26 protein-coding genes and 1 tRNA gene are annotated in these 22,760 nt (G+C 68.0%); 8 read left to right on the top strand and 19 right to left on the bottom strand.

Features of this window, described 5'->3' with window-relative positions:
- Positions 1 to 26 precede the first annotated feature (26 nt).
- The 4 genes from BZG35_RS07690 to BZG35_RS07675 all read left to right on the top strand — a co-directional run bounded on the left by BZG35_RS07690 (position 27) and on the right by BZG35_RS07675 (position 2,006).
- Positions 27 to 398 carry a hypothetical protein gene (locus BZG35_RS07690; protein WP_077355107.1) on the top strand — a complete coding sequence of 124 codons (372 nt, stop codon included), beginning with the start codon at positions 27 to 29 and terminating at the stop codon, positions 396 to 398.
- A gap of 48 nt (positions 399 to 446) precedes the next feature.
- Positions 447 to 800 carry a hypothetical protein gene (locus BZG35_RS07685; RefSeq protein ID WP_077355106.1) on the top strand — a complete coding sequence of 118 codons (354 nt, stop codon included), beginning with the start codon at positions 447 to 449 and terminating at the stop codon, positions 798 to 800.
- A gap of 90 nt (positions 801 to 890) precedes the next feature.
- Positions 891 to 1,322, top strand: a complete 432-nt coding sequence (locus BZG35_RS07680; RefSeq protein ID WP_150125969.1) for a hypothetical protein — start codon at positions 891 to 893, stop codon at positions 1,320 to 1,322.
- A gap of 48 nt (positions 1,323 to 1,370) precedes the next feature.
- Positions 1,371 to 2,006 carry a helix-turn-helix transcriptional regulator gene (locus BZG35_RS07675; protein ID WP_077355104.1) on the top strand — a complete coding sequence of 212 codons (636 nt, stop codon included), beginning with the start codon at positions 1,371 to 1,373 and terminating at the stop codon, positions 2,004 to 2,006.
- A gap of 74 nt (positions 2,007 to 2,080) precedes the next feature.
- On the opposite strand, the gene BZG35_RS07670 is transcribed toward BZG35_RS07675, so the two are convergent.
- The 4 genes from BZG35_RS07670 to BZG35_RS07655 all read right to left on the bottom strand — a co-directional run bounded on the left by BZG35_RS07670 (position 2,081) and on the right by BZG35_RS07655 (position 6,533).
- Positions 2,081 to 2,560 carry an SH3 domain-containing protein gene (locus BZG35_RS07670; protein ID WP_077355103.1) on the bottom strand — a complete coding sequence of 160 codons (480 nt, stop codon included), beginning with the start codon at positions 2,558 to 2,560 and terminating at the stop codon, positions 2,081 to 2,083.
- Between the two features lie 276 nt (positions 2,561 to 2,836).
- Positions 2,837 to 4,507: a lysine--tRNA ligase gene (locus BZG35_RS07665; RefSeq protein ID WP_077355102.1), complete on the bottom strand. Its 1,671-nt coding sequence runs from the start codon at positions 4,505 to 4,507 to the stop codon at positions 2,837 to 2,839.
- Between the two features lie 49 nt (positions 4,508 to 4,556).
- A complete protein-coding gene (locus BZG35_RS07660; protein ID WP_077355101.1) occupies positions 4,557 to 5,027 on the bottom strand; it encodes a hypothetical protein in 471 nt (156 codons plus the stop codon).
- 69 nt (positions 5,028 to 5,096) lie between these two features.
- Positions 5,097 to 6,533, bottom strand: coding sequence for a response regulator (locus BZG35_RS07655; protein WP_253189306.1), 1,437 nt, complete (start codon positions 6,531 to 6,533; stop codon positions 5,097 to 5,099).
- Positions 6,534 to 6,697: 164 nt separating this feature from the next.
- Here BZG35_RS07655 and queA point away from each other — a divergent pair, with 164 nt between their 5' ends.
- A complete protein-coding gene (gene queA / locus BZG35_RS07650; RefSeq protein WP_077355100.1) occupies positions 6,698 to 7,753 on the top strand; it encodes a tRNA preQ1(34) S-adenosylmethionine ribosyltransferase-isomerase QueA in 1,056 nt (351 codons plus the stop codon).
- Between the two features lie 229 nt (positions 7,754 to 7,982).
- Positions 7,983 to 9,953, top strand: coding sequence for a M61 family metallopeptidase (locus BZG35_RS07645; RefSeq protein WP_077355099.1), 1,971 nt, complete (start codon positions 7,983 to 7,985; stop codon positions 9,951 to 9,953).
- Between the two features lie 50 nt (positions 9,954 to 10,003).
- Here the strand turns inward: BZG35_RS07645 and BZG35_RS07640 are convergent, their stop codons facing one another.
- From BZG35_RS07640 to BZG35_RS07595, 10 genes are all read right to left on the bottom strand, one after another.
- Positions 10,004 to 10,684 (bottom strand): type 1 glutamine amidotransferase domain-containing protein, encoded by a 681-nt coding sequence (locus BZG35_RS07640; protein ID WP_077355098.1) that lies wholly within the window; start codon positions 10,682 to 10,684, stop codon positions 10,004 to 10,006.
- A gap of 143 nt (positions 10,685 to 10,827) precedes the next feature.
- Positions 10,828 to 11,214 carry a 50S ribosomal protein L7/L12 gene (rplL, locus tag BZG35_RS07635; RefSeq protein ID WP_077355097.1) on the bottom strand — a complete coding sequence of 129 codons (387 nt, stop codon included), beginning with the start codon at positions 11,212 to 11,214 and terminating at the stop codon, positions 10,828 to 10,830.
- Positions 11,215 to 11,279: 65 nt separating this feature from the next.
- Complete coding sequence (rplJ, locus tag BZG35_RS07630) at positions 11,280 to 11,795, bottom strand: 50S ribosomal protein L10 (RefSeq protein ID WP_077355096.1); 516 nt, start codon at positions 11,793 to 11,795, stop codon at positions 11,280 to 11,282.
- A 303-nt stretch (positions 11,796 to 12,098) separates the two neighbouring features.
- Complete coding sequence (locus tag BZG35_RS07625) at positions 12,099 to 12,497, bottom strand: type II toxin-antitoxin system VapC family toxin (protein WP_077355095.1); 399 nt, start codon at positions 12,495 to 12,497, stop codon at positions 12,099 to 12,101.
- Positions 12,497 to 12,736: a type II toxin-antitoxin system VapB family antitoxin gene (locus BZG35_RS07620; protein WP_077355094.1), complete on the bottom strand. Its 240-nt coding sequence runs from the start codon at positions 12,734 to 12,736 to the stop codon at positions 12,497 to 12,499. The genes BZG35_RS07625 and BZG35_RS07620 overlap by 1 nt, the downstream gene beginning before the upstream one ends.
- A 118-nt stretch (positions 12,737 to 12,854) precedes the next feature.
- The gene (gene rplA, locus BZG35_RS07615) at positions 12,855 to 13,544 is read right to left on the bottom strand and encodes a 50S ribosomal protein L1 (protein WP_077355093.1); all 690 of its coding nucleotides are present in this window, start codon (positions 13,542 to 13,544) and stop codon (positions 12,855 to 12,857) included.
- A 2-nt stretch (positions 13,545 to 13,546) separates the two neighbouring features.
- The gene (gene rplK, locus BZG35_RS07610) at positions 13,547 to 13,978 is read right to left on the bottom strand and encodes a 50S ribosomal protein L11 (RefSeq protein ID WP_077355092.1); all 432 of its coding nucleotides are present in this window, start codon (positions 13,976 to 13,978) and stop codon (positions 13,547 to 13,549) included.
- A gap of 311 nt (positions 13,979 to 14,289) precedes the next feature.
- A complete protein-coding gene (gene nusG / locus BZG35_RS07605) occupies positions 14,290 to 14,871 on the bottom strand; it encodes a transcription termination/antitermination protein NusG (RefSeq protein ID WP_013269213.1) in 582 nt (193 codons plus the stop codon).
- A gap of 19 nt (positions 14,872 to 14,890) precedes the next feature.
- The gene (gene secE, locus BZG35_RS07600) at positions 14,891 to 15,202 is read right to left on the bottom strand and encodes a preprotein translocase subunit SecE (protein WP_077355091.1); all 312 of its coding nucleotides are present in this window, start codon (positions 15,200 to 15,202) and stop codon (positions 14,891 to 14,893) included.
- Positions 15,203 to 15,283: 81 nt separating this feature from the next.
- Positions 15,284 to 15,359, bottom strand: a tRNA-Trp gene (locus BZG35_RS07595).
- Between the two features lie 271 nt (positions 15,360 to 15,630).
- Here BZG35_RS07595 and BZG35_RS07590 point away from each other — a divergent pair.
- On the top strand, positions 15,631 to 17,076 hold the full coding sequence (locus BZG35_RS07590) for a pilus assembly protein TadG-related protein (protein ID WP_171981904.1): 1,446 nt from the start codon (positions 15,631 to 15,633) through the stop codon (positions 17,074 to 17,076).
- 12 nt (positions 17,077 to 17,088) lie between these two features.
- Here BZG35_RS07590 and BZG35_RS07585 read toward each other — a convergent pair whose 3' ends face one another.
- Both BZG35_RS07585 and BZG35_RS18315 read right to left on the bottom strand, forming a co-directional pair.
- A complete protein-coding gene (locus BZG35_RS07585) occupies positions 17,089 to 18,423 on the bottom strand; it encodes a hemolysin family protein (protein WP_171981903.1) in 1,335 nt (444 codons plus the stop codon).
- Positions 18,424 to 18,524: 101 nt separating this feature from the next.
- Entirely contained in the window at positions 18,525 to 18,656 is a 132-nt protein-coding gene (locus tag BZG35_RS18315; protein ID WP_256364146.1) for a hypothetical protein, read from the bottom strand.
- 144 nt (positions 18,657 to 18,800) lie between these two features.
- Here BZG35_RS18315 and BZG35_RS07580 point away from each other — a divergent pair, with 144 nt between their 5' ends.
- Positions 18,801 to 19,910, top strand: a complete 1,110-nt coding sequence (locus BZG35_RS07580; protein ID WP_077355089.1) for a L,D-transpeptidase — start codon at positions 18,801 to 18,803, stop codon at positions 19,908 to 19,910.
- On the opposite strand, the gene BZG35_RS07575 is transcribed toward BZG35_RS07580, so the two are convergent.
- The 3 genes from BZG35_RS07575 to BZG35_RS07565 form a co-directional block, all read right to left on the bottom strand.
- Positions 19,903 to 21,522 carry a carboxylesterase/lipase family protein gene (locus BZG35_RS07575; RefSeq protein WP_077355088.1) on the bottom strand — a complete coding sequence of 540 codons (1,620 nt, stop codon included), beginning with the start codon at positions 21,520 to 21,522 and terminating at the stop codon, positions 19,903 to 19,905. The two genes, BZG35_RS07580 and BZG35_RS07575, sit on opposite strands and share 8 nt — an antisense overlap.
- Before the next feature lie 44 nt (positions 21,523 to 21,566).
- Complete coding sequence (locus BZG35_RS07570) at positions 21,567 to 21,929, bottom strand: glycine zipper 2TM domain-containing protein (protein WP_150125967.1); 363 nt, start codon at positions 21,927 to 21,929, stop codon at positions 21,567 to 21,569.
- 61 nt (positions 21,930 to 21,990) lie between these two features.
- Entirely contained in the window at positions 21,991 to 22,638 is a 648-nt protein-coding gene (locus tag BZG35_RS07565; RefSeq protein ID WP_077355086.1) for a glutathione S-transferase family protein, read from the bottom strand.
- Positions 22,639 to 22,760 lie beyond the last annotated feature (122 nt).

Raw genomic sequence — 22,760 nt, 5'->3', positions numbered from 1 at the left:
TGGCCTTCCGCCACGGGGGAACGATCATGACGAACCATGCCACCGGCGCGGCCCTGGCCGAGCGCCTGTACGCCGCCGAGGCCGCCATCGACCTGGCGCTGAGCGAGACCGCGCAGCTGGCCGCGATGTTGCCCACCGCGCGCGCCCAGGCCTACCTTTCGGCCGTGACCGGCCAACGGGCCTTCGACGGTGCCGCCGCAGCGATCGGAGCCCTCACCTCGGCCCGCTCCAGCATCGTCGACACGCACAATGTCCTGGCGTCCCTGGCGCGTCGGCTGGGCCTGGAAACCCTGGCGGCGGGCGGGTTGGACAAGCCCGAGGATCGGCCCCCGGTGGGCGGCGAAGGCGCGCGGGGCCAGCGCATCAATATGGTTAATGAAAGACTACCGCCGGCCTAGAAGCCGTGTTAAGCCTTTGTACATTGTTGTTTCAGTCAGGGGTTACATATGGACAAATCTCAAGTCATCACCAGCGTCGCGGGCGATCTCAACGCCACCGAAAAGGCGATCGACGCGGCCATCACGGCCTCCACCACGCTCGTGCAGTCCATGATCGGGGCCCGCACGCTTCTGAAGGTCTCGCCCGTCTCGGGCGCGGTCGCTCAGGCCAAGGCCATCGAAACGATCGCGGCCCTGTCCACGGCTCGTGAGGCCATCGTGGCCTGCCATGCCGAGCTGCAGAAGGACCACCGCCGCCAGGGTTACGGCGTCTACAACGCGGGCGGCCTCGACAAGCCCGACGACTGGGAGACCCCGATCGGATCGGAAACGCGCGGCCTTCACACGGTCCGCGTCGCCTGATCTAGCGGGCCGAATGCGAGGGCACGATTTCCCTTCGCGTTAGACTCAAATCATAATCGCCCCCGTGCCTAGTCGCGCGGGGGCGATTTCATGTTGGATACCCTTTACGGAAAAGCTGTCCTGGCAGTGACCGTCATGGTGGCCGTCTTCGTCTTCCTGAAGGGCGGCGAAGCCGAACGGCTGGCGATGGGCGGCTATCTGCTGGCCTGGCTCGCCAGTGTCCTGGTCCAGGACGATGGCCGACTCTTCCAGGATTTTCAGTGGAAGCTGTTCCTGATCGACATCGCGGTGTCGGCGTTCTTCGGCTTCATCGTCTGGCGCTATGCGCGGACCTGGGCGGTTTGGGCCACGGCCCTGCAGTTGCTCACGGTCATGAGCCACATCGTCTACCTGATCGACGTGCGGCCGTCCGTCGCCGCCTTCTATACCGTGCTCAACCTGGTCAGCTACGGCATCATCCTGTCCATCGCCGTGGGCACCTTCTGGGCCTGGCAGGAGCGACGCGCCGCGGGGCTGGAATAGGCAAATCTTCCTAGGTATAACGGCGTCCAGTCCTAGGAGCGCGACCCCTTGCCCCTCTCCCACGCCCGCCTTTGGGCCGCGCTCGATGCCCTGGCCCAGCGCGAAGGGCTATCCGTCTCGGGACTGGCCAAACGCGCCGGCCTCGACGCCACCGCGCTCAATCCGTCCAAGCGATTCGGCCCCGGCCGCCCGCCTCGGCCGCGCTGGCCCTCGACGGAAAGTCTGAACCAGATCCTGGAGGCGACCGGCGTGTCGCTCGGCGCCTTCGCCGCGTTGGCCGGCGACGCCCCCGACCCGGCCCGGACGATTCCCCTGCTGGGCCTGGCCCAGGCCGGGGCGGACGGGTTTTTCGACGACGCGGGCCTGCCGACCGGCGACGGGTGGGATCAGACCGACCTGCCCGCCCCGCGCGACAGTCTCTTCAGCCTGGTCATTTCCGGCGACTCCATGGCCCCCCTGTATCGCGAGGGCGATCGGGTGCTGGTGGATCGCGATCGGACGGACGTGCGCAAGGGCGACCGCGTCGTCGTCCGCACCCTGTCCGGCGAGACCGTCGCCAAGGAAATCGCCGGCCTGGGCGCCACGGCCGTCACCCTCGCCTCCATCAACCCCGCCTACCCCGATCGCGTCGTTGCGCGCGCCGACATCGACTGGGTGGCGCGCATCCTCTGGGTCAGCCAGTAGGTGCGAAAAAGCCGCCCCTCTCGGGACGGCTTCGTCGGGATCATGCGGCCAGCGACGGACCGCGATGCCTGATCCTAGTATTGGGTGACGTAGTTGGCGTTGACCCAGCCACCGCCCGCGATCTGCACCCACTCGCCTTGCGAGCCGACGGCGGTGAAGGGCTGGCCCGCCGACAGGGTGCCGGCCTGGCGATAGTTGGTGCCGGGGCCGCTGCGGATGCGCAGGTTGGACGAGGCGCGGTACTGGGCGCCCGACGAGCTGGCCTGACCCTCGGCGCGCGCGCGTTGCTGGTTGCAGCCGATATACGACCCGGCGGCGGCGCCGGCACCGGCACCGGCGAGGGCCCCGAGGCCGCGTTCATTGCTGGAAATCCGGCTGCCGGCCAGGGCGCCGATGGCGCCGCCGATCAGGGCGCCGGCCGTCTGACGGCCACCGGGGGCGTCGCAGCTGGTGATGCCGTTCGACTGCTGGGCCTGGGCGGCCATCGGGGCGGCGGTCATCAGGGCGGCCAGGGCAGCGGCCGTGGCCAGGGACGTGTTCATGATCTTCGACATGGGCTCTCCAATACATCGAGGTAGGTCGATGGATGCAGAATGCGCCACGCCACATGAAGGCTCCCGGAGCTTGGCCGTTATTTTCGGTTCATCTTCCTCCCCGTTCGCCGTCAGGCGAATGGGGAGGTGGATCGGCGGCGATCCGCCGACGAGACGGAGGGGGCGACCGGGTTTCGACGAGAGAGCACCCTTACCTCACACACCGTCTCGCCCCCTCCGTCACGGCCCTGAAGAAGGGCCGCGCCACCTCCCCATGCCTGCGGCACGGGGAGGAGACTATTTCACCAGTTCCCCGTTCGCGCCTGCCTCGATCAGCTGGATCGTCTGCCCCAGCCCGTAGATCGCCGCGAACGAGCCGAAGCGCGGCCCCTGGGACGCGCCCAGCAGCACCTCGTACAGCGCCCCGAACCAGCCGCGCAGAGGCTCGAACCCATGGTCCTTGCCCACCGCATAGACCTCGCCCTGGATCAGCTCGCCGTCGGTCGTGTCGGCCGGCAAAGCCTTCAGCCGCCCGGCCAGGTCCAGCAGCGCCGCCTTTTCCTTGTCGTCGGGCCGCCGATACGACTTCGTCGGCTTCACGAAGTCCTCGTAATAGTTCAGCGCCCGATCCATCAGCCCGTCCAGCACCGGCTCACTGTCCGGGGTCGCCTCCGGCAGGTATTTGGCGAAATAGGCCCACAGTTGCGCCTTGGTCGAGGCATTGGCCACGCCGACCAGGTTCAGCAGCAGGGCGAACGACACCGGGCTGGCCACCTTGGGCGGGGCGCCGGCGTGGATCGCCCAGACGGCATTGTCGATCCGCTTGGCCGGCTCCTGCGTCCGATACAGGTCGATGGCCCCTAGATAGTCGTCGATGGCCCGCGGGATGACGTTGAAATGCAGGCTCTTGGCCGACTTCGGCGACTGGAACATGTACCACGACAGGCTCTCGGGCGTGCCGTAGCGCAGCCACTGTTCCATGGTCAGGCCGTTGCCCTTCGACTTGGAGATCTTCTTGCCCTCGACGTCGAGGAAGAGCTCGTAGTTGAACCCCTCGGGCGGCACCCCGCCCAGAGCGCGGCACACCTTGGAGCTCTCGCGCACACTCTCGATCAGGTCCTTGCCCGACATCTCGTAGTCGACGTCCAGGGCGGTCCAGCGCATGGCCCAGTCGGGCTTCCACTGCAGCTTCACATGGCCGCCCGTGACCGGCAGTTCGGTGCGACCCCCCGCCGGGTCGTCGAACACGATCGTGCCCTTCTCGACGTTCCGCTCCAGCGTCGGCACCTGCAGGACGTGGCCCGTGACCGGGCTGACCGGCAGGAAGGGCGAATAGGTCTCGCGCCGCTCGGGTCCCAGCGTCGGCAGCATGATCGCCTGCACCGCCTCGAAACGCTCCAGCAGCGTCAGCAACACCGTGTCGAACCGGCCGGACCGATAGGTCTCGGTCGAGCTCATGAACTCGTAGTCGAACCCGAACCCGTCCAGGAACGCCCGCAGCCGCGCGTTGTTGTGGGCCCCGAAACTGTCGTGCGTCCCGAACGGATCGCGCACCCGGGTCAGCGACAGGCCCAGATCCTCGCGCAGCATCTCCGCGTTCGGCACCCCCTCGGGCACCTTGCGCAGCCCGTCCATGTCGTCGCTGAACGCGATCAGCCGGGTCGGCCAATGATCGCCGGTCAGGGCGCGGAAGGCGTTGCGCACCATGGTGGTCCGCGCCACCTCGCCGAAGGTCCCCATGTGCGGCAGGCCCGACGGCCCGTAGCCGGTCTCCAGCACCACCGGCCGGGACAGCGCCTCGAAGGTCGCCAGCGCATCGTCCGCCTTGCCGGCGTCGATCAGCAGCCTGGCCGCCGCCCGCTCGGCGTCCGACAGCCGCTTTTTCAGCACATGGTCCAGAAGGGCCCGCGCCTGTTCGAAGGGCCAGGACCGGGCGTCGCGCGCGAGGAGTTCGAGGTTCTGCAGCATGGGCGCGGGTTTGCCGCCTCAACGCCCCGGGGTCAACGCAGGCGGCAGATCAGCGGTCCCGGCCGAGCGCCCACCACACCACCGCGATGCCGGCGGACACGATCAGGGCGTCCTCGATCAGGCCGCTCTTGGTCTGGCCGATCTCCGCCATGGCGCGCTTGCGCCCCGACAGGGTCAGATAAGCCATCGGCACGGCCGTCCCGATCGCCAGGGCCGCCCCGGTGCGTTCGTGGCCGCGTGGCGCCAGGGCCCCGCCCGCGATCCCGGCGCTCATCACCCGCGCCAGCAGACCCAGGAAGACAGTCCGGTCCGGGGCCGACTTCATCTTGTCGCCGTAAAGCTCCCCCGCCCCCATCGCCAGGGCTCCGGCGGTGAACAGAGGCTTGTCGAGCAGCCACAGTTTGCCGGGCGTCCGCCGATGCGCCAGATGCGCGCCCGCCAGGGCGGCCATGGGGGTCATGGACCGGGCGCTGGCCACGGCGCCGATGAGGATGGAGGGGACGAAATCGAGAATGGGCATGGGGGCAGAATGTCCGAAGCGTCGTTCGGTTCGCTTCTCAAAGCCAGATGATCTTGGCCCAGCAGTCGATCAGGCCCCCGCTGAAACGGCCGTGTCCCTCACGGCCTCACGCCAGCCGCTCAGCCCCCAATGAGAGGTCTTGGTCAGCAGCTCGACCATATTGACCGGCTTGGCGACGCAATCGTCCATCCCCGCCTCGACGTAGGTCTGGATCTGAGCGTCCAGGGTATTGGCCGTCAGGGCGATGATCGGCGTGGCCGCGACCGGCCCGTCCAGAGCCCGGATCCGCCGCGTGGCCTCGACCCCGTCCATGACCGGCATTTGGATGTCCATCAGGATCACGTCCCAGTCTCCGCCGGCGGCGGCCTGCACCCCGGCGTGGCCGTCGTCGGCGGTCTCGCAGACGATGCCCATGGTCGCCAGCATGGCCCGGACCAGGGTGCGGTTGCTTTCATTGTCGTCCACGTACAGGGCCTTGAGGGCCATGGACGATGCATGACTCCCGGCCGGATCCGGCTCGGTCGCAGGCAGGGCCGCAGCGGGTCCGCCGTCTCTATCAATCTCGGTCGCTTCACCCATGGGATCGGCAATCATCCGGTTGACGACCTCCAACAGGCTCTGGCCGGCCGCGTGGATCCGCCAGGCCTGGTCCGTCGACTCCTCAGCCAACCCGGCCTCGGCCAGGAGACCTGAGAAGCCGATCACGGCGTTCAGCGGCGTGCGCAGCTCATGCGACATCTCGGTCAGGAACCGCTGTCGAGCGTCGGCCATCGTAGCCTTCTGCTCGGCCGCGCTGCGCGCCATTTCCGCCTCGACCCGGGGCGTAACGTCCTGTTCGTTCAGCAAGACGCAGGGCCTGCCGGTGACCGGATCGGGCACAGGACGTGCATCCATATGATGCCAGCGCGTCCCGTGGCGGGTGACCACGACCCGTAGCCCGGCCACCGCAGCACGACCGGCGGCGGCCAACAGGGCAAGCCCCTCGGCGCGATCGGCGAAGCGGCGCGCGAAATCGTCCTCCCCGTCGCCATAAGCGCGGAAGGCCGCGGGGTTGGAAAACAGCCGCCGTCCGTCGCCGTCGAACAGGCTGATCAGGGCCGACGCATGCCTGAGAGCTTCCGCCGCCCGCTTCTCCTCGGCGGGAATATCCTCGGGGGACGCCTCGAACAGCAGCATCGTCGCGCCCTGATCGTCCGTCAGGGCGGAAACCGTCGCCTGGGTTGTGACTGGCTGCCCGTGAGGGAAGAAGGTCCAGCGCTCGCTCACCGTCTCACCATGGGCGGTGCGGTCGACCAGTCGGCGGATGCGGGCCTTGATCGCCGGGGACCGGGCCGAGAAGTCGCGAGCTGAAAGGATATCGAGACTGGCTGCCCCAAACAGGGCCAGGGCCGCAGGATTGGCATAGGGCTTTCGCCCCGTCCGCGGGTCGTAGAGCCAGACCGGCCGGTTCAGCCGGTCCCACGCCCCCGCCCAGGGATGATCCGCGATGCCTGACACTTCGCTCATGGATTACCGGTGCGCCTGGAATCTGAACGTCTGCTTAAGCAACCGCATCTTCCGTAATTCTACTCAGCGCTGGCCGGACGTCCGCCGAAAAGACGGGTTCTCAAGTCCGCCACGCGGCGCCTGACCTTGACCCGAGCCAAAGGGCATGCGCCCTGCCCGCGCATATGAAGACCGCCGATTTCGACTTCGACCTGCCCGAGGACCGCATCGCCCTGCGCCCGGCCGACCCGCGCGAGTCCGCCCGCCTGCTGGTGGTTCGGCAGGGCTCCCTTTCAGACCATCATGTCTCGGACCTGCCGGGCTTCCTGCAGCCCGGCGACGCCCTGGTGTTCAACGACACCCGCGTGATCCCCGCCCGGCTGTCGGGCGTCCGCGAGCGGGTCGGACCGGAGGGCGAGACCCTGACCGTGGCCGTCGAGGCCACCCTGCATCACCGCGACGCCCCCGACGTCTGGTCCGCCTTCATGAAGCCGGGCAAGCGGATCAAGGCCGGGGACCGCATCGTCTTCCAGACCCTGGCCGCGACGGTCATCGCCAAGGCGGACGACGGCCTGATCGCCCTGCGCTTCGACGTCGCCGGTCCGGCCCTCGACCAGGCGATCCAGGGGGTCGGCGTCATGCCTCTGCCCCCCTACATCGCCGCCAAACGGCCCGAGGACGACCGCGACCGCTCGGACTACCAGACCGTCTTCGCCACCCACGACGGCTCGGTCGCCGCCCCCACCGCCGGCCTGCATTTCACCCCCGCCCTGCTGGACGCCGTCCGCGCCCGGGGCGTCACCACCTACGCCGTGACGCTGCACGTCGGGGCCGGCACCTTCCTGCCGGTCAAGGCCGACGACACCGCCGACCACCGGATGCACAGCGAATGGGGCGAGGTGTCGCCTAAGACCGCCGCCGCCCTCAATGCCGTCCGCGCCGCCGGCGGCCGTATCGTCTGCGTCGGCACCACCTCGCTGCGCCTGCTGGAGTCGGCCACGACGCCAGAGGGCGTGATCCAGCCCTTCCACGGCGACACCGCCATCTTCATCACCCCCGGCTACGCCTTCCGCGCCGCCGACGTGCTGATGACCAATTTCCACCTGCCGAAATCGACCCTGTTCATGCTGGTCAGCGCCTTCGCCGGCTTGGACACGATGAAGGCGGCCTATGCCCACGCGGTGGCCGACGGCTACCGCTTCTACTCCTACGGCGACGGGTCCCTGCTGTTCCGGGGGTGAGATCAATGGCTTCTCCCTCCCCCTCGGGGGAGGGTCGTCGATGCGCAGCAGCGACGGGGTGGGAACGGCCGGCGACCCTCACCTAGGCCTGCGGGGCCTTGCCCTGCCGCCCCCACCCGGCCTCGCTGCGCTCGGCCCCCTCCCCCGCGGGGGAGGGAGAGGTTCGCGCTTGACCTCCCTGCCCTGCCGTCGTGATCTGCGCCTCCCTAAAGTTGCCCGGATCCCGCCCATGTCGCGCCTGTTCGCCACCGCCTGCGCCGCTGCTCTCCTGATCTCCGTAGGCGCGGTCTCGGCCCAGACGCCCCAGACAGGCCCCGGTCCGACGACGCCGGACATCGGCGGCTTCCCCGACAGCCCGCCGATCCCGGCCCCGAGCCAGGCCACCTATCCCGGCACCATCGGCTACGAAGTCGATGCCACCGACCTGGATCGTCGGATCGTGTCCGTGCGCCAGACCATCCCGGTCCAGCCCGGTCCCCTGACCCTGCTCTATCCGAAATACCTGCCAGGCAACCACGCCGACTCGGGCCCGATCCAACTGCTGGCCGGGCTGACGATCACCGCCGACGGCCGGCGGGTCGAATGGCGCCGCGACGCGGTCGACCCCTATGCCTTCCACCTCGACGTTCCCGCCGGCACGACCCAGATCGAGGCCGCCTTCCAGTGGCTGACGCAGTCGGACAACGCCAACTGGCGCGTTGTTATGACGCCGTCGATGATGAACCTGCAGTTCGAGAAGGCCCTGCTCTATCCGGCCGGCTATGCGGCCACCGGCATCACCTTCGCCCCCTCCGTCCGCCTGCCGCAGGGCTGGCAATATGGCGTGGCCCTGGAGACGGCATCGTTCGAGAACGGCCTGGCCACCTTCGCTCCCGTGTCGCTCTACACCCTGGTCGACAGCCCGATGTTCGCCGGGGCCCACTATCGCCGGATCGACATCGATCCGACCGGCGAGGACGTGCATCTGAACATCGTCGCCGACGAAGCCGACAACCTCGCGCCCACCGCCGAGCAGCTGGGCCACTACGAGGCCATGGTGACCCAGGCCGACCGCCTGTTCGGGTCGCGCCACTACGATCGCTACGAGTTCCTGCTGGGCCTGACCAATCAGATGGGCGGCATCGGGCTGGAGCATCACCGCTCGTCCGAGAACACGCACGCCCCCGACTTCTTCACCGCCTGGGGCAAGTCGGCCGGATCCAGGGCCCTGCTGCCACACGAATACGCCCACTCCTGGAACGGCAAGTTCCGCCGCCCGGCAGACGAGCTGACCGCCAACTACAATGTCCCGACCGAGAACAGCCTGCTGTGGGTCTATGAGGGTCAGACCGAATACTGGGGCGACGTCCTGTCGGCCCGCAGCGGACTGCATACGAAGGCGCAGGCCCTGATCCTGCTGGCCGACCGCGCGGCCTTCTACCAGAACCAGCCGGGTCGCCAGTGGCGCAATCTGCAGGACGCCAACAACCACAACCTGCTGGGCTATCGCGTGCCCGGCCAGTGGACGTCGTGGATGCGCGGCACCAGCGACTATTATGACGAGGCGGCCCTGATCTGGCTGGACGCCGACACCCTGATCCGAGAGCGCACAAACGATCGCCGCTCGCTCGACGACTTCGCCCGCGCCTTCTTCTCGCCCGAGAGCACGGACGGCGACTGGAGCCCCCACGGCTACACCTTCGCCGACGTGGTCGCGGCCCTGAACGCCGTGGCTCCCCATGACTGGGCCACCTTCCTGCGCGACCGTCTGGACGCCGTGGGCCCGGACGCCACCGCCCCGCTCGACGGCCTCGCGCGCGGGGGCTACCGCCTGACCTATGTCGAGGAGCCGAACGCCGACGAGAAGGCGGTCCATTCCAACTGGGGCTCGGACTTCCGCTACTCGCTGGGCTTCTCGCTCAGCGGTCCCAACCAGAGGATCACCGCCATCCAGTGGGGCGGCCCGGCCTATGCCGCCGGCATTGGCGCCGGCTGGGATCTGATCGCGGTCGGGGACCAGGCCGCGACGCCGGAGGTCCTGCGCGACGCCGTCACGGCCGCCAAGGACGGCACCACCCCGATCCGCCTGACGCTGAAGAGCGGCACCCGGATCCGCACCCTGGACCTGCCCTGGACCGAGGGCCTGCGCTATCCGCGCCTGGAGCGGGTCGAGGGCACGCGCGACCGGATCGGCGACATCATGACGGCGCGCCGTCGCTAGAGTGTCGTCGCCTCCCCCTCGGCCGTACCGAGGGGGAGGCGTTCACGCCCCTAGGCCTTGAGCAGACCCAGCAGGGCCTCGGCCGCCTCGCGCGACGAGCCCGGGTTCTGGCCGGTCACCAGCTTGCCGTCGACCAGCACATAGGAGCCCCAGTCCGGACCCTTGGAATAGTCGCCGCCGTTGGCGATCAGCACGTTCTCGACCAGGAAGGGCACCACGTCGGTCAGGCCTACGGCCTCTTCCTCGGTGTTGGTGAAGCCCGTCACCTTGCGCCCGTCGACCAGCGCCTTGCCGTCCGCGGCCTTGACCGACTTCAGCACGCCCGGCGCGTGGCAGACGAAACCGGTCGGTTTGTCGGCCTGGGCGAAGGCCTCGATCAGGGCGATGGAGTCCGCGTCATTGGCCAGGTCCCACAGCGGCCCGTGTCCGCCCGGATAGAAGACGGCGTCGAAATCCTCGGCCTTGACCGACGACAGCACGACCGTCGACGCCAAGGCCGCCTGGGCCTCGGGGTCGGCCTTGAAGCGATGGGTGTCCTCGCTCTGGGCGTCGGGTTCGTCACTCTTGGGGTCCAGCGGCGGCTGCCCGCCCTTGGGCGAGGCCAGTACGATCTCGGCCCCGGCGTCCTTCAGCGCATAGTAGGGCGCCGCGAACTCCTCCAGCCAGAAGCCGGTCTTCTTGCCCGTGTCGCCGAGTTGGTCGTGCGACGTCAGCACCATGAGGATATTCATCTGCGGTCTCCTGTTGAGGGCGACAGATGGGGAGGCCGCACCGCTCCTGCAAAGCCGTGCGAAGACCTTTCCGGGGCTCCAGACACGAAAAGGCCCGGCGGTTTCCCGCCGGGCCTTTGATCTCAGCAGGGCTGAGACGTCGCTTACTTGATCTGGACGGTCGCGCCGGCTTCGGTCAGCTTCTTGGCGACTTCGTCGGCGTTCTGCTTGGAGACGTTCTCGACGACGTTCTGCGGAGCGCCTTCGACCAGGTCCTTGGCTTCCTTCAGACCCAGGTCCGAACGCACGCCACGGACTTCCTTGATGACGTTGATCTTCTTGTCGCCGCCCGAGACGAGCACGACGGTGAATTCGGTTTGCTCTTCGGCGGCTTCAGCCGGAGCAGCGGCACCGCCACCGGCGGGCATCGCCATCGCGACCGGAGCAGCGGCGCTGACGCCCCACTTTTCTTCCAGCAGCTTGGACAGTTCGGCGGCTTCGAGGACGGTCAGCGAGGACAGGTCGTCGACGATCTTGGACAGGTCGGCCATGGTCAGTTTTCCTTCGGAGGATTGGGTTGGTTAGAGAGGGTTTGCAGAGATGGAAGAGAGGTCGCTTACGCGGCTTCCTTGGTGGCATAGGCGTTGAACACTCGGGCCAGTTGGGCAGCCGGGGCTTGCACGACGCCGGCGATCTTGGTCGCGGGGGCGTTGAGCAGGCCGAGCAGCGAGGCGCGGATTTCGTCGAGCGTCGGCAGTTTGGACAGGCTGTCCACGCCCTTCGGATCGACGACGGTGTCGCCCATGAAGCCACCGACGATGACGAAACGGTCATTGCCCTTGGCGAACTCGGTCGTCACCTTGGCGGCCGTGGCGGGGTTGTCGGCATAGGCGATGCCCACGGGACCCTTGAACAGGCCGTGGTAGTCGCTGCCGTCGTCCGCCTCGAGCGCCTTCAGCGCCAGGCGGTTCTTGACCACCTTGAACGATCCACCGGCGGTGCGCAGACGGCCCCGCAGGTCTTCCATTTCCGCAACGGTCAGGCCCAGGTTGTGGGCCACGACCACGCTGCCAGCCTCGGCGAAGACGCCTTTCAGCGACTCGATCGACTCGGCTTTTTGTGCGCGATCCATTGCGGTCTCCAGTCTTGAGGTTCGCCGCCGGGCTTATTCCCGACGTCGAGACGACCCATGCGCCACGCGTCGCCGCGAAGCGTTCAGGCCGGGTAGCAATGTCCGAAGGAGGCTCTGACGGGGGTCCGTCCCGGAATCCCGGGCCGACCGTGCGTCGTCTGCATCCCCATCTCCCCACGGCGCTGGAGGGCTCTCCAGCATTTATGGCAAGGGTGGCCCCCTCGCCCCGAAGTTCTCGGACAGGACCGTCGGGACCGGGGTCTCGACGGGAAGTGGCGCTCTATACATGAGCGGGGCGGGAAATCAACCGACGACGCCGATGTCCGTCCTGGAAAAGTCGTTGCCCTTGAAAAGTAGAGGCACATTCAGACGACGAGCGCAGGCGTAGGCGAAACAGTCGCCCATATTCAGCGCCGCCGGATGCCGTCCTTTTCCAAATCGCTCGAAGGCTTCGACGGCAAGCCGTTGCTCCGCCATGCCGATGGCCACCAATTCCGCGTCTATGGCGTCAACAAGGGTCTCGACCATCATCGACGCCTGCTGGATTTCCCGATCAGCCTCACGGGACAGCGCCCTGACAGTCTCCCACACAGCTATGGCGGACGTGTAGGCGTGGCTGGCCGAGATCATCTGCTCCAAGAGAAGGTCGCGCTCCGGCTCTCCCAACAGGACAGCGCAGAAGGCTGACGCGTCGATGAACATCAGTCCCCGGATAGTTCATCAAAGAAGGCCTTATCGGCTTTCAGTCCCGTGCGCGGCCAGGCATCGACTTCATTGAGAAGGGCACTAACGCGCGCGCGCTTTTCTGCGACTTCGCGCCCCTGACGTGCAAGCTCCCCCTCGACGGCTAGCCTGACAGCCTCTGTCAGACCAACCCCACGCCGCAGGGCAAGCTCCCGCACCAGCGCATCGGTCTCCTTATCTCGGACGTGAAAGGCCATGGCGTTTCTCCGGCTAGCCAAAGCCTAGCTTCGTCTAGCCGAACGAGCAATACGCAAGAAAAAAGGGCGGCGACCCTGCGGTCGCCGCCCTCATATCCTATCGACCGAAGTCGATGGATCAGGCCGAGATGGAGGCCGGATCGATCTTGATGCCCGGGCCCATGGTGGACGACAGGCTGATGCGCTTGACGTAGGTGCCCTTGGCGCCGGTCGGACGGGCGCGTTGCAGGGCGTCGACATAGGCGCGGACGTTGGCCTCGAGGGCTTCCTGGGTAAAGGAGGCCTTGCCGATGCCGCCGTGAGCGATACCGGCCTTCTCGACGCGGAACTCGACCGCACCGCCCTTGGCGTCCTTGACGGCCTGGGCGACGTTCGGGGTCACGGTGCCGACCTTGGGGTTCGGCATCAGGCCGCGCGGGCCCAGCACCTTACCCAGACGACCGACCAGGGCCATCATGTCCGGGGACGCGATGACGCGGTCGAAGTCCATGAAGCCGCCGTTGATCTTCTCGTACAGATCCTCGGCGCCCACGATGTCGGCGCCGGCGGCCAGGGCTTCAGCAGCCTTGGCGTCCTTGGCGAAGACGGCGACGCGAACGTCACGGCCGGTGCCGGACGGCAGGTTGACCACGCCACGGACCTGCTGGTCGGCATGGCGGGGATCGACGCCCAGGTTGACGGCGATCTCGATCGACTCGTCGAACTTGGCCGAGGCATTGGCCTTCACGGCCGCAATGGCGTCGGAGACGGTCATCAGGGCCAGGGTGTCGGCGTTGAACGCCTTCATACGCTTGGTGGGCTTGCTCATGGTCAGGCCTCCACAATGTTCAGGCCGATGGCCTTGGCGGAACCTTCGATGATGCGCGCGGCGGCATCCAGATCGTTGGCGTTAAGGTCCTTCATCTTCTTCTCGGCGATCTCGCGCAGCTGGGTGCGGGTGATCGAACCGACCGTCTCGCGGCCCGTCAGCTTGGCGCCCGAGGTGATGCCCACGGCCTGTTTGATGTAGTGGGTGGCCGGCGGGGTCTTGGTGACGAAGGTGAAGCTCTTGTCCTGATAGACAGTGATCACGGTCGGCAGGGGCGTGCCCTTCACTTCCTTCTCGGTGCGCGCGTTGAACTCCTTGACGAAGCCCATGATGTTCACGCCCCGTTGACCCAGTGCGGGCCCGATCGGGGGGGAAGGCGTGGCCGAACCGGCCGGCACCTGCAGCTTGATATAGCCCAGAATCTTCTTGGCCATTGGTCTCTCCTGTGAATGACCCCGACGCTAGTCGGGACCGGTGAGCCGTGGTGCGGCATGGCTGCCTCCCACGGATTTGTCCCGAGGCCGGAGCCACGGGAGGCGCGCGTGTAGCAGAGGCGGCTAAGGGAGGCAATGCGCCTCTCCCTCCCCGTTCGGGGAGGGTGGTCGAAGCGCAGCGGAGACCGGGCGGGGGCGGCCGGGCGACCCGGACTCCGACCAGCAAAAAGGCGGCTCGTCGCCGAGCCGCCCCCACCCCGTCGCTTCGCGACACCCCTCCCCCGCAAGGGGAGGGAGACCGCCCCTCCTGCTTAAGCCGCGTTCTTCTCGACCTGGCTGTATTCCAGATCCACCGGCGTCGGCCGGCCGAAGATCGACACGGCGACGCGCAGGCGGGCGGCGTCCTCGTCGACGCTCTCCACCTGGCCGTCGAAGCTGGCGAAGGGTCCGTCGATGACCTTGACGGTCTCGCCGATGTCGAAGCGGATCGTGGGCTTCGGACGCTCGACGCCCTCTTCCACGGCCCCGATGATGGCCTGGACTTCGCGCTCACTGACCGGCAGCGGCTTGGTGCCGCCCGCGGCACCCAGGAAGCCCGTGACCTTGGGCGTATCCTTGACCAGGTGATAGGCGTCGTCGGTCAGCTCCATCTTCACCAGGACGTAGCCGGGGAAGAATTTGCGCTCCGAGTTGACCTTGCGGCCGCGGCGGATCTCGACGACGTCCTCGGTCGGCACCAGGATCTCGGAGAAGCATTCCTCCAGATCACGCTGCTTGGCCTGGTCGCGGATATGCTGGGCGACCTTCTTCTCGAAGTTCGAATAGGCGTGGACGATGTACCACTTGTGCCGCGGGTTCGAGGCGACTTTGGTGTCGGGCGCTGCATCCGTCATGGGCGCGTCTCCTTGTTGATTATTGGCCGATGGCGAGGATGATGGTCGACAGCCAGCCCAGGGCGGTGTCGACGGCCCAGAAGAAGACGACCGCGATGGCGACCATGATGAACACCATGACCGAGGTGATCCAGGTCTCCTTGCGGCTGGGCCAGACGATCTTCTTGGCCTCGGCCTGCACCTGATTGATGAACTGGCCGGGCGAGGTCCGCTTCTTGGGCGCGGGGGCGTCCAAGGTCACGGTCGAGGCGGCGGCGGCGTTCGCGATCTGCGGCTTGGCCCGGGCGGCCGGGTTGCCGGTGCGACGGCCGGGGAACTGGGGCTTGGCCATGATCGCCTTAAGGGTCTCGTTTCGATATTCGGTCCTGTCCCCGCAGATGGGGAAGCCCAGGCTGCGAGGACAGGGGGGAAATGGCAGGAGTTGGGGGATTCGAACCCACGACCCCCGGTTTTGGAGACCGGTGCTCTACCAGCTGAGCTAAACTCCTATGTCCGGACAAAACTAAAACGCGCCGGAGGGGCGAACCCTCAGGCGCGTTGGCTTCGCCAGAGCGGGGGCTTTAGCAAGCGGCGACCGTCGAAGCAAGACCGGGCAGCGCCCGGATCGGGCCTCCGGACCCGGCGCGTCGGAGAAAGGCGTTCTTAACCTCGGACCCGTATGAAGAAGGCCTCAAAAATGGGGGCCCTGCCTTGCTCCGTGTCCTCTCGAAATTTGGAACTCTGCGGCGGCTCTTGAAAGATCGACGGGGCAATGTCGCCTTGATCTTCGCGCTCGTCGCACCCGCGATCATCCTGCTGGTCGGCTTCGGGATCGATCTCTCTCGCTATCAGGCCCTGCGCTCCGTCACTCAAGATGCCGTCGACGCCGCGGTTCTCGCGGGCGCCGCTTCGGGGATCCAGGAGCTCGACGCGCTGGAGACCCTCGTCACCCAATACCTCGAACCGAACCTGAACCAGGGCGGCCAACGGATCAACGCGGGCTACACGGTCGCCGTGACCCAGGAGCCCGGTCAACGCCTGCAGGCGGTGCTGACGGGCGAGGTCGACACGCTGTTCGGCAGCGTCTTCAACATTCCGCGTCTGCCGCTGGTGGTCGATGCTGTCGCCGAGCGCGGGGCCGCCGACGGCGTCGAACTGGTCATGGTGCTGGACAATACATGGTCGATGTCGGCCTCGGCCGGTTCCACGACGCGGATCAACGCCCTTAAGTCCTCGGCCCGTATTCTGACGAACGCCCTGATGACCACGGACGTCGACAATGTGAAGTTCGGGGTGGTCCCCTATGCGGAATACGTCAACGTCGGCACCAGCAACCGATCCGCGTCCTGGATCAGCGTTCCGCCTGACTATTCGTCCACGTCCACGCCGTCACCCCGGGTCTGCACCCAGGTGCCCGTCACCACCACGACCTGCACCGGCGGCGTGCGCGGCACATGCACCCGTTTCAAGGATGGGGTGCCGGAATCCTATGCCTGCTGGACCACGCCGCAGACCTGCAGAACCACCCCCGTCACCCCGGCGCAGACCCGGGAAAGCTGCACGGGGGGCGGCAGCCCCGTCACGACCCGCTATAGCTGGTACGGCTGCGTCTATTCCCGCAACACCGGCACGCTGCGTCTGAACGACACCCGCCCCGAAACAGTCTACAAGGGCTTCCTGGGCACCAGTCAGACCTGCCTCAATCCGATCCAGACCCTGACGGATCAGAAGGCGACGGTGCTGACCACCATCGACAACCTCGTGGTCAACGTGGGGTCTTACCGACCGGAAACCCACATTCCGTCCGGCTTGATCTGGGGGGTGAACGTCCTGTCGCCGACACAGCCCTTCATCGAGGGCGCGGCGTACAGCCCCGGCAACCGCGCGCCCCGCAAGATCCTGGTGCTGATGACGGACGGGGAGAACACCCTTCGTTTTAACCCCGGCGATGGTCGCCACCTGACGCTGTCCACCAACGCCGCAACGGCGGCGACGCAGAAGAGGGCGACCAATGACGATGTCGCCAGCATCTGCGCCTATGCGAAGAGCAAGGAAATCGAGATCTTCACGGTCGGCCTGGCCGTCGATACAGAGGCCGCCCAAACCTTGCTGAGCGACTGCGCCAGCGACAGCGATCACTATTTCGACGCCACCGACGCGACCTCGCTGGAAGCGGCCTTCACCGGGATCGCCGCCTCGATCAACGCGGTGCGTCTGGTCGAATAGGCGGCCGCTCCGTCAGTGATCGTGGTGGGCCGCGACGGCGTCTCGCTCGTCCTCGGCCTTGACCAGCTGCTTGAAGATCAGCTTGTCGATCCGACGGTCGTCCATGTCCACGACCTCGACCTCGAACCGGCCCAGTTGCAGGATCTCGCCCTCGTCCGGCACGCGCGACAGGTGGTGCAGCACCAGCCCGGCGACCGTGTGGAAGCCTTCGGCTTCCCCGAAGTCCTCGCCCAGTTCGTCGGCCAGCTCGTCCAGATCGGTCTGGCCGTCGACCAGCCAGCTGCCGTCCTCGCGCATGCGGATCAGGGCTTCCTTGGCGTCGTGTCCCTCGTCGAAGTCGCCGGCGATCATCTCCAGCAGATCGGTGGCCGTGACCACGCCCTCGAACGCGCCGAATTCGTCGACCAGGAAGGCCATGTGGACCTTCGACGCCTTGAGGATTTCCAGCGCCTTCAGCACCGAGGTCGACTGAGGGATGAAGGCCGGGGTCTGGACGTGCTTCTCGATATTGAACTCGCCGTTGTCCAGCAGGCTGTCCAGAAGATCCTTCTTGTGAACGACGCCCAGCGGATTATCGACGTCGTTCTCGCGCGCCACGACGATGCGCGAATACGGACAGGTGCGGACCTCCTCGCGCAGGACCGCCTCGGAGTCGTCCAGGGCGACCCAGAACACCTCGTGGCGCGGCGTCATGGCGACCCGGATCGGGCGATCCCCCAGACGCAGGATCTCTTCGATCATGGTCTGCTCCTCGGGCTCGATCAGACCGGCGGAGGTACCCTCGGCGATCATGGTCTCGACCTCCTCCTGGGTGACGTCGGACCCGTCGCGATCCCTGACGCCCATGATCTTCAGGATGCCCGAGGTCGAGGCGGTCAGCAGGACCACGAACGGATGCAGCACGATCGCCACGGTCGAGATCGGGGCGGCCATCTTGGCCGCGATCGATTCGGGGAAGATCAGCGCCAGCCGCTTGGGCACCAGCTCGCCGACGATCAGCGACACATAGGTGATGCAGATGACCACCAGCAGGGTCGAGAAGATCTCGGTATAGGCCGCCAGGGCGGGAAAGGCGGCCTCGAGGATCAGGTCCAGCTCACCCGCGATCGCGGCCTGACCATAGGCACCGGCCAGAATGCCGATCAAGGTGATGCCGACCTGGACGGCGGACAGGAAATGGGTCGGGTCTTCCGACAGCTTCAGCGCCGCCCGCGCGCCGCGGTCACCGCGTTCGGCGCGGCTCTGGAGCTTGGATTTCCGGGAGGAGACGACCGCCATCTCGGTCGCGGCGAACAGGCCGTTGAGCACCACGAGGAGCAGAACGACGACGATGGCGATGAGTAACATCTTGAGGGGAAGCAGAACCGGCGCGGCGCGACAGTCGGCGTCCGCCCCCCATCGTTAGCCGAAGACGGCCGCTTTCGCCATGATTTCCTTGGGCGGGAGGATCAGCCGGTCCGGCCGGCCTCGACCGAGCCATAGGCCCCACGCGGCGAACCGCCCGCCCCGTCGGCCGTCGCGCAGGCCGAGACCCCGATCAGCGTGCCGATGAACAGACCGATGTGAAGCGCGCGCCGCATAGGGTTACCGAGATCCTAACGTTGGTCCTGACCTACACACCGATTTGCCGCCCGCGCGCAACCGTTCCCTCGTCGCGATCGCGGTCTCGCGGAACGGTCAAGGCGGCTGGGGGTTGGCTCAGTCCAGTCCTGAGAGTTGTGTTGATGATCCGCCTGTCGCTTGCCTCCGCCCTGCTCGCCTCCGTCGCCCTCTCGGCCTGCGACACGCCCGAACCGGCCCAGAGTCCGCCCACGACGCCGCCGACCCAGGCCAGCGCCCCGGCCGGGGCCTCCGGACCCCTGTCCGCCCAGGCGATCGAACGCGCCGTCTGGACGCCGGCGGAGGACCCGGCCGCGCCCGCTGGCGCCGCCGCCAGCGCGCAGGCGCCGACCGCCCCCGGCGACGAAGGGGCGGCCGCGGCCGCGACCACCCCGCCCCGCCCCGAGATCATCCGGGCGCAGATCCTGCTGGAGCGCGCCCGCTTTTCCCCCGGAGCCATCGACGGGCTGGGCGGCGACAACACGTCCCAGGCCGTGGCGGCCTTCGAAGAGGCGAACGGTCTGCCGGTCGACGGCAAGCTGGACGATCAGGTATTCGCCCGGCTGATCCAGGGCGCCGGCACGGTCATGACGACCTATGCCATCACCGCGGCCGACATCGCCGGGCCGTTCGAGCCCAATATCCCGACCGACCTCGTGGCCCAGAGCGAGCTGAACGCCCTCTCCTACCGCACGCCGCTGGAAATGCTGGCCGAGCGGTTCCACGTCACCGAGGGCCTGCTGACGGCGCTGAACCCCGGGGTGAATTTCGCCCAGGCGGGCCAGACGCTCGTCGTGCCCGCCGTGGCCGAGCAGCCCCTGCCCGCCGCCGTCACCCGCATCGCCATCGACAAGGCCGAAGGCTCGCTGCGCGCCTTCGGCGAAGACGGCACCCTGCTGGCCTTCTATCCCGCCACCGTCGGCAGCACGGCCCGCCCGGCCCCCACGGGTCGCCTGACCGTCGTCGGCGTCGCGCCGGAACCCAACTACACCTACGACCCCAGCCGGGTCAGCTACGACCGGGGCGACAAGCGGGTGGTGGTCCCCGCCGGGCCGAACAATCCCGTCGGCTCGGTCTGGATCGACCTGTCGCGCGACACCTACGGCATCCACGGCACGCCCGAGCCGTCCAAGATCGCCAAGACCGCTTCCAGCGGCTGCGTCCGTCTGACCAACTGGAGCGCCGAACAGCTGGCCAAGGCCGTCAAGCCGGGCGTCGAAGTGATCTTCAGCTAGGCTCCGCCGGCCCCAGCGCCGTCCCGCCCCAGAAGCCGCACTGATGCCGGTCGTGGAAGGTGGCATCGACCCGGTCGCCGGTCGGGTCGAACACCAGGACCGGCCCGCCACCGTCCGACACCTTCGGCCAGCGGGTCTCGAAGTCCGGATCGTGACCGAGGCCGGCCCAGAGGCCCATCATGCGGTCGGACAAAGACCGCTGGGCCGGGGTCCAGCGCCGGGTGTCGGTGAAGATCCACGACGTCCCGAACACAGAGGCCAGCTCGCTGGCGTGATAGGCCCCCATGTCCAGACCCGTGACCCAGTCCGGCAGGATGAAGGGCACCGCCCGGTCCGCGAACTCATAGCCGTGCACGGGCACGTGCCGCGCCAGCAGCCGCCGCAGGGCATCGGCCGGACAGGCGAACCGGCTGTCGGTGAAGCTCTGGGCGATCGTCGCGGCCGGTCCCTCGGCCCCGACCGGATAGCGGTCCAGCGCCCGCGCGCCGGCCTCGCCGTACAGCCAGTGCGTCTCCTTCGCGTAGCGATCCATGTCGCGCACCTCGACGGCGAACAGCCGTCCCTCGTCGGTGTTCGATCCGACGATCACCGGCACCCGGGTGAAGGCCCCCTGTGCGAAGGCCTCGGGCGGGCTCAGCGGCACCAGGGCGTCGCCGTACACGGGCCCCCAGGATCCCGGCCCGTTGATCCCCGACCGCGTCGAGGCCCCGCGCGCGATCCGCCAGGCGGGCGTCCGGCGCAGGCACGCGGCCGCATCCGGCCCCGGACATCCCAGATTGGCGGCGAACGACGCGCCCGGCCCGGCCTGGTCCGCCGCCGCGTTCAGCGACGAGGGCTCCAGACAGGGTCCGCTCTGCAGGATCACGCGGTGATACAGCCCCTCCGACCCCGGAGACGCCATCAGATAGCAGGCGCTCCACGCCCCCGAACTCTCGGCGAACAGGGTCACGTCCCCGGGGTCGCCGCCGAAGGCCGCGATATTGGCCTGGACCCAGCGCAGCGCCGCCTGCTGGTCCATCAGGCCCCAGTTGCCGCCCACGCCCTCGCCTTCCGACCCGAACGTCGGCAGCGCCAGCCACCCCAGGGCCCCGAGCCGGAAATTGACCGTGACGACGACCCGGTCCTGCTCCACCGCCAGCCGGCTGGGGTCGTAGTTGGCCCCCGCCCCGATGGTGAAGGCTCCGCCGTGCAGATAGACCATGACCGGCTTCAGGGCCTTGTCATCCCGGACGTGATCCGGGACGGGTCCATAGATGTTGACGAACAGACAGTCCTCGGACCCCACCACCAGCCCGCCGCCCCCGCCCAGGATCGCCTCGCGCCCCAGGGCCTGGGTGCAGTCCGAACCGATGCGCGTCGCGTCGCGGACACCGGTCCAGGGCTCCGGGGCGCGCGGTCCTCGCCAGCGCAGATCCCCGATGGGCGGCGCGGCATAGGGCACCCCCAAGAAAGCGCGGGTCCCCGCGCCCTGCACGCCGCGCACGACCCCGGCATCGGTCTGTACGGAAACGAACGATCGATCGGCGGCGAACCGGACGTGATCCACCGTGCCCGGGTGAGTCGCGCAGCCGCCAACGAACACGACCAGAAGCAGGCAGAATCGCAGGAACATTCGGCCTTCTAGACCAAACCCGCGCCGGCGATCCATGCGGTCATCTAGTAGCGGCGGGGACCCGGGTAGTAGCCGTAGTCGCCCCGCTGCGGCACCCGCTCATAGCCATAGCGGCCGTCGCGATTATAGCCGCCGAAGCCGTAGCCGCAGGGGTCGTCGCGCTCCGACAGCTGATTGCCCAGCAGGCCGCCGGCCAGCGCCCCGATCGCCGCCCCCTGCTCGCGGTTGCCGTCGCCGGCGATGGCCGCCCCGGCCAGGGCCCCCAGCGCCGCCCCGCTGGCGGTGGCGTAGCGCTGATTCTCCGCATAGTCCCGCTCGCAGCGCGAGGCGTAACCGTCGGTGGTGGCGCAGGCGCCGAGCAACAGGGTCGCGCCGGTCACAGCCGACAAGGTCAGAATGGTCTTCATCGCGAAGGCTCCTTCAGAAGGTTGGAAGCCGAACGTCGCCCACAGGGCCCCGTTCCCTGCCCTACCGCCCGGACGGCCCGGTGAAGGGCTGGTGGACGGCCTGGAACACCGGCAGGTCCTGGCAACGCCCGGCATGGGCGATCAGGCCCGGCCAGGTCTCCCACGCCAGTCCCGGCAGCATCGCCGTCGTCAGGGCCGCCCGGGCATGCAGCACGGCACAGCCCAGGGCGATGTCGGCATGGGACAGGGTCCCTGACAGCCAGGCGCCGGTGATCGGGGAACGGCGGGCCTCCAGCACCTCCAGCGACCGCCGCACCTGGGTCCGGCAGCGCTCCAGCCAGATGGCCGACGTCGCCTCATGCAGGACCGACTCGTAGAACAGGGCCACAACCTTGTCGGACAGACCCATGGCCAGGCCGGTGTCGTAAAGCGCCTGCCGCCGCGCCGGACCCGAGCGCGGGATCAGGGCCTCTCGGCCCTCGTCCCGCACGCGCTCGTCCAGCCAGTCCAGCACATAGGCGCTCTCGACCACCACCGAGCCGTCCTCCAGCACCAGGGTCGGAACGCGGCTGAGCGGATTGAACCGCGCGATCTGGTCCGCCTCGCCGAACGTCGACCACGGCCGATGCTCGAAAGCGAAGCCGTACAGCGTCAAGGCGATGCCGACGCGCCGGACATAGGGGGAGTCGTACTGGCCGATCAGGATCATGGGCGGCGCCTCCACCCGCCATTGTTAGCGGCCCCGGCGCAAAGAAAAAGGCCCCCCGGTTCGCACCGGGGGGCCTCTTCCAACTCAGTCCGCGCTCAAGCAGCGAGGCTCCGCGAGCCTCG

The sequence above is a fragment of the Brevundimonas sp. LM2 genome, assembly GCF_002002865.1.
Lineage (GTDB): Bacteria > Pseudomonadota > Alphaproteobacteria > Caulobacterales > Caulobacteraceae > Brevundimonas.
This window is presented reverse-complemented; position numbering and strand designations above follow the sequence as displayed.